The 7,217-nt window shown below is 36.6% G+C and carries 2 protein-coding genes and 1 pseudogene; 1 reads left to right on the top strand and 2 read right to left on the bottom strand.

The annotated features are described in order from the left end of the window. Positions 1-311: 311 nt before the first annotated feature. A complete protein-coding gene (locus LIZ98_RS10860) occupies positions 312-3,653 on the top strand; it encodes a DEAD/DEAH box helicase family protein (RefSeq protein ID WP_227139900.1) in 3,342 nt (1,113 codons plus the stop codon). Between the two features lie 268 nt (positions 3,654-3,921). On the opposite strand, the pseudogene brnQ reads toward LIZ98_RS10860, so the two are convergent. Then, positions 3,922-5,251: pseudogene (brnQ, locus tag LIZ98_RS10855) on the bottom strand (branched-chain amino acid transport system II carrier protein). Positions 5,252-5,379: 128 nt separating this feature from the next. Next, positions 5,380-7,071 (bottom strand): methyl-accepting chemotaxis protein, encoded by a 1,692-nt coding sequence (locus tag LIZ98_RS10850; RefSeq protein WP_227139901.1) that lies wholly within the window; start codon positions 7,069-7,071, stop codon positions 5,380-5,382. Positions 7,072-7,217 lie beyond the last annotated feature (146 nt).

Here is a 7,217-nt window from a genome sequence, read left to right as displayed (position 1 = left end):
TTCCCTATTTTTTTGACATTATCCATTTTGAAAAGTTAACCAATCAAAATTTAATCGATCACATTGAAAAGAACGGAAAGGTACTATATGTACGAAATGAAGTAAGTAAGTAAAGATGTAAATGATAAGACGACAAATAGTTTTTTTGTATCAGGAGAAGAAATTGGTACATTTGAAAAAAACATTAAAATGAATGGTTGAAAATTCACAACAGGATATAAAAGATCAGAATGTCCATTCTAAGGATAAAGTAATTAAAAAAACGTGGTGAAATTTAATAATTGTGAAGTGGTTCATAAGGGGTGAAATAATTGACGTCAAATTTTCATTTTTTAAAAGATAAGCCGCAATACCGGGCCTTTTCGAAAGCATGTTTTGAGGCAGAGAAGGGGTTAGTTGTTAGCCCGGCTGTCAGTGCGATTCAGTCCCGGCGTGCGTTGGAGCTAGCGGTAAAGTGGGTGTATAGTTTTGACAGTGCGGTAAAAGTGCCATACCAAGATAATCTTTCTAGTCTCATTCACGATCCGAATTTTTTAGGCATTATTGATGAAGACTTATTGCCGCTCATGAAGTATGTCGTAAAGCTCGGCAATCAAGCAGTCCATACGAATGCACCGGTTACCCGGGATGAAGCGGTTTTGTCGCTTCATCATCTGTTCCAATTTATTGCCTGGATTGACTATTGCTACTCCGATGAATTTACGGCCGGTGAATTTGATGAATCCTTGCTCCCGGTTGGAGAAGAAAAACCGGTACGCCCAAAAGAATTACAAGATTTATATGAACAATTAAGTGCTAAAGACCGAAAACTGGAAGAAATTATTAAAGAAAATGAACATCTTCGTAAAAGAGTAACGGAAAAACGGGAACGCAATACAGAAGACTATCATTTCCAAGTGGATGAGTTAGATGAATTTGAAACAAGGCTGAAATATATTGATTTAGACTTGAAATTAGCAGGTTGGGAGTTTCATAAAGATATCGTTCGCGAATATCCGGTTGTTGGCATGCCAAACAATGAAGGGAAGGGTTTTGTCGACTATGTATTATTTGGTGATAATGGAAAACCGCTTGCTGTCGTGGAGGCAAAAAGAACCTCAAAAGATCCGAAAATAGGCCGGCAACAAGCAAAATTGTATGCGGATTGTATTGAAAAAATGTCCGGTACTCGCCCTGTGATTTTTTACACAAATGGCTTTGAAACGTATATTTGGCATGATCCTTATCCGCCAAGGAAAGTATCCGGTTTCTACAATAAAGAAGAACTAAGCCTGTTAATGGAACGGCGCCAAATGAAACATCCACTAACAAATATCGAAATTAATGACAACATCAGTAATCGTTACTATCAAAAAGAGGCGATTTTAGCGGTTTGTGACGCATTAAGTCGAAACCAAAGAAAAGCGCTCCTTGTAATGGCGACAGGAAGCGGAAAAACAAGAACAGCCATATCCATTGTCGATGTCCTGACACGCCGTAATTGGGTAAAAAATATCCTGTTTTTGGCAGACCGAAAAACATTACTGAATCAGGCATACAGAAGTTTTAACAACTTACTCCCGAGTTTAACCTTATGCAATCTACTTGATAACAAGGATAACCCGGAAGAAAGCCGGATGGTCTTCTCAACTTATCCGACAATGATGAATGCAATTGACGATGCAAAAAGAAAAGACGGGAAAAAATTGTTTACAGTCGGTCATTTTGATCTGATTATTATTGACGAGTCGCACCGTAGCATTTATAAAAAATATCGCAGTATTTTCGATTACTTTGACGGGATTTTACTCGGTTTAACGGCAACCCCGAAAGATGAAATTGATAAAAATACGTATGAAGTATTTGGAATGGAAAATGGGGTTCCGACGTTCGCTTATGAATTGGATCAAGCTGTGAAAGACGGCTATTTAGTTGATTATCGAACTATTGAAACAAAGACTAAGTTTTTGGAAGAGGGCATTCATTATGATGATTTGTCCGAAGAAGAAAAGGAAAAATATGAAGAAACCTTTGATGATGACGATTTCAGAGAAGATATAGACAGTTCTGCTTTAAATGAATGGCTGTTTAACGACCATACGATCGATATGGTTCTGCAAGACTTGATGGAAAAAGGTATCAAGGTAGAAGGCGGCGACAAGTTAGGTAAAACAATTATTTTTGCGAAGAACCATATCCATGCTGAAAGAATTGTCAAACGATTTGATGCATTATTTCCTGAATATAAAGGGGATTTTGCCAGAGTCATCGATTATAGTGTTAAATATGTTCAAACATTAATAGACGATTTTTCAGAAAGAAACAAGCTACCGCAAATTGCTGTTTCCGTCGATATGCTTGATACCGGAGTGGACATTCCGGAAGTTGTAAATCTCGTATTTTTTAAAAAGGTTCGGTCAAAATCAAAGTTTTGGCAAATGATTGGACGCGGTACTCGACTTTGTCCGGATTTACTCGGAATTGGCCAGGACAAAACCCATTTCCTTATCTTTGATTATTGCGGGAACTTCGAGTTTTTTCGGGAAAATCCAAAGGGAATGGACACGCAAATCGGGAAGAGCCTGACAGAAAAGCTATTTAATGCCAAAGTGGATATCATTCGTGAATTGCAAGGATTCGATTATCAAACAGAAGAATATATCACTCATCGCAAGGAATTAGTCAAAGAAGTAACAAGAGATGTTCTTGCTCTGGATAGTGAAAATTTCCGTGTCCGGCAGCACCTTCAATTTGTGGAGAAATTTAAAAACAAGGAAAATTGGGTGACGTTATCTGTTGTTGATACGAATGAAATTAAAGAGCATATATCACCAATTATTGTTCCAATTCAAGAGGATGAATTTGCAAAACGGTTCGATTTATTGATGTATACGATTGAATTGGCGAAATTGCAAACGAAAAATGCAACGAAACCGATTCGAAGTGTGATTCAAACAGCGGAGGCTCTTTCCCAACTTGGTACGATTCCACAAGTGATGGAACAAAAGCATATTATCGAAAAAGTGTTAACGGAGGAATTCTGGGAAAGTGCTGATATATTTGAATTGGATGAAGTCCGGGAAGCACTAAGACACTTAATTAAGTTTATTGAAAGAGACAAACAAAAAATTTATTATACAAACTTCCAAGATGAAGTGATTGAAGTTAAAGAAAATGGTCCAATGTTCCATGTTAATGACCTGCAAAGTTACCGAAAGAAAGTAGAACATTATCTAATCCAACATAAGGACCAAATGGCGATTTACAAGTTGAACCATAATAAACCGCTAACAAGTCAAGATGTAAAAATTCTGGAAGATATTCTTTGGAAAGAACTTGGAACACGGGAGGATTATGAAAAGGATTATGGTGATACACCGATTACTAAACTTGTTCGGCAAATTGTCGGCTTAGATCCGCAAGCAGCCAATGCCGCATTTTCAGAATTTCTATCCGAAGAGCGGTTAAATCTGAACCAAATTCGTTTTGTAAAACATATTGTTGATTATGTCATTAAAAACGGAACACTTGATAAGAATGTATTGCGGCAAGAACCGTTCAGATCTGTCGGCAGTATTGTTGAATTGTTCAAGGATAATATGGATGATGCAAGAAAAATTATTGGGATTATTGATGAGATAAATCGAAATGCCGAAGAAATTACCGGGGCATAAGGGGACAGGTGAGCCGATGGTTATAAGAAAGCGACGATGAACCTGTCCGAGGCTACTAAAAAAGTGTAAATAGATCAAAAAAGCGACGATGAACTTGTTTGCGGCCACTGAAAGAGTGCAATACTTTCCAGACAACAAAACTAGTCTTTGTTGTTGATAGTGATTTAGCCTAATATATTGCACATGCGTTATTCAGTGGCTTCAGCCTATCCCCACACCACTTCCATTAACCAATCTTTAATCTATCATCACGAGTTTTGCGAATTTTTCAAGCTGTGTTTGTATGCCCGGTGTTCGGTAATATTTTGCCGGCAATACTCCCTAAGACGAATCCAATCCCGCCAATGGTAATCCAGCCAAATCCGTCCGTTTGCAATGGAATCCATAATAAATATGGGTTAAATTCACCATTAAATATGGTCGAATTGATCATTTCCAACAAGCTAAATAATCCGACCATGATTATCGTTATCACGTAAACCGGCCGGGAATAGGAAGGTAGCCACGAATGTAAAATACCTAAAATCATTAAGGTAATCGCAATCGGATATAAAAATCCGAGAATCGGTACGGATACTTTCAAAATTTGTGATAAACCGAGATTTGCGACAACACCGCTTGCCACACATAAAAGCAAAACCCATTGAATGTAAGATATTTTTGAAAACATAGTTGTAAAATATTGCGCGCATGATGTAACTAACCCGATACAAACACTTAAACAAGCGACAGAAAATAGTATAGCTAATAGAACTGTTCCACCATTCCCTAACAATTGAGTCATTACGATTGATAATACGACGGCCCCATGATCAACTGTTCCCGGAATCAACGCTTTTGCACCCAAGTAAGCTATGATAATATAACAAATGGATAAAAGGATACCGGAAATAAGTCCGAACGAAATTAAATATTTTATTTGCAAGGAACGATTTGTAATTTTTTTGACAGTAAAAAGGTTTGTAAAAATAATTCCGTAAATAAATGCACAAAGTCCATCCATCGTTTGGTAACCATCCAAAAATCCTCTTATTACCGGATTTTCTTTGTAAGGAGAGACAGCATTTTTCAATGGTACTGCGTCCATAAATAAAGATTTGACAAAGACGGTAAAAATTAATATGAGTAAAATCGGGGTTAATATTTTCCCTACACGATCAACCAGTTTTGACGGTGATTTGGCAAACCAAAAAACGATGCTGAAAAAAATAATGGTAAAAACCAATAGTCCTACAGATGCTGCGGTACCAGTATGAGGTAAAAAAAGGTTTGATCCCCATTTCATAAGCAAGACTTCCTGCACGTGGAATCGCTAATCCCGGTCCAATCGCTAAATAGATTGCCAATGGAAAAAGAAAGGCAAAGGTTGAATGAACTCTATTTGCTAAAATATCAGACGTTCCGGCATTGGCTATTGCAATAAACCCTAATATGGCTAACCCGGCATCGGAAATAATAAAACCGGTGACTGCTTGCCAAACGTTGTCACCCGCCGCATTTCCCAAATAGGCGGGAAATATTAAATTTCCTGCGCCAAAAAGCATTGAAAACAATGTAAAACCGAAAAATAGTATTTCCTTTTTTGTTAATTGCTTCAAACAGTCCACCTCAAACAAAATATTATACAAAAATAATATTAATTTTACCAAATCCCCTTCCGGATTTCAAAGGACATCCTTGGACAACTTCATTTGGGTCATTAAAAAAGGGACAATGAACATGTCCCTTAAATTTTAAATTTTTCAATGAGCGATTGTAACGCTTCAGCCATTTTTGTTAGCGAGTTTGCTGCTGATGTGATTTCTTCCATTGATGCCAATTGTTCCTCTGTAGCGGAAGAAACTGCCATTGTTTGAGCAGAAGATGATTCGGATATTTGAGTAATCATTTTTATTGATTGTACAATTTGTTCCGAACTTGCGGCCATTTGTTGAACAGCTGATGATACTTCTTGAATTTGGACAGTAACATTATTAATCGAGCGCTCAATTTGTGCAAAGGAATTTCCGGCAGTGTTCACAACCTCAATTCCCGACAATACTTCCCCTTTTGCAGCATCCATTGATTGAACGGTTAAATTAGTTTCTTCCTGAATTGTAGATATTAATTGGTAAATTTGCTTTGCTGATTGTGCAGATTGTTCTGCCAGTTTCCGCACTTCTTCAGCAACGACAGCAAACCCACGGCCGTGCTCACCGGCTCTCGCTGCCTCAATCGCAGCATTTAATGCCAACAAATTTGTTTGAGAAGCAATATCGGTAATTACCGCAATGATTTGATTTATTTCTTTTGAACGTTCTCCCAGTTCACCAACTACTTTAGATAATCCATCTACGGTTTGATTAATTGTATGCATCTGCCTTACAGCTGTTTTTAATAAACGACCTCCCTCAGACGCTTTTTCTGATGCATCCATCGCACTGGAGGAAACAATTTGAGCATTATTTGCAATTTGTTGAATTCCAACAGACATTTCGTTAATGGTTTGTGAAGTTTCTTCCACATTTTGCACTTGTTTATCCATCCCGGCGGCAACTTCCTGCGTAGATTCCGCTACATGTTCAACTGCTTTGCTCGTTTGTTCTGCACTGGCTGTTAGTTCTTCCGCCGATGCAGCCACTTGTTCAGCATTTTTTTCGACTTTTTTTATCATTTCACGGAGACTTTTCGCCATTTGATTAAACGAATTTGCTAAATCGCCAATTTCATCTCGGTTTTTCACCTTAATATCTTCTACGGTGAGGTCTCCTGATGCAATTTTTTTAGCAGATTGTGCTACGATTTTTACCGGCTTTGAAATAATCCGACCCATATAGATGGCAATGAAAATACCAGATAACATGGCAATGAAACCTAAAATCAGCATTAATTGAATGATATATTTTACTTCAGTAGTAGTATCATTATTTCCTTTGTCTAATAATTTTTGTTGATAATCTGTAAATTCTTCTATCTTTTTATCGAAATTTTCCATTATCTTTCGGCCTTCTGTAGATATCAGAGTCGTATATTCATCGGCTTTATTTTGTTCTTTTAGTTGAAATACCTTTTTGCTGAATTGATAATATTCCTCTTCAATTTGATTTAACTCTCTTAAAAATTTCTTTGCTTTTTTGTGAGTAATGACATCACTCAAACTTTTACTCGTATTTAAATAATTTTCATGTGCCTTTTTAAAATTGTTTAATGAGGTTTCATCTCCTAAAAGTAAATAACCGTGTAAACTAGACTGCTCTTTTTTTATTTGTATGTCCAAACTTTTTATCATAATGAGCTTGTTCGCTTTATCATTAATTAAGTCTGTATAATTTTTATCAACGGTATTGATTTGATAATAACTAACTCCTACTGTTATTCCTAATAAAAATAAAACCGCAAAAAATCCAGCAAACAGTTTTTTTCCAATTGTCATCTTCATTTTTAATTATCCTTTCTAAGTTGTGTTGTAGTATGATTACAAGTTTTAGATAATTCTTTTTTCGGAGATATGAAAAACGATTCGAATGCATTTTTTCAATGAACCAAATAAATCGTAACATTTAATAGGAATTCAACTTGGATACT

The sequence above is a fragment of the Caldibacillus sp. 210928-DFI.2.18 genome (genome assembly GCF_020554505.1).
Classification (GTDB): domain Bacteria; phylum Bacillota; class Bacilli; order Bacillales; family Caldibacillaceae; genus Caldifermentibacillus; species Caldifermentibacillus hisashii.
Note: the sequence above shows the minus strand (reverse complement) of the source record. Positions and strands in the feature narration are given on the sequence as shown.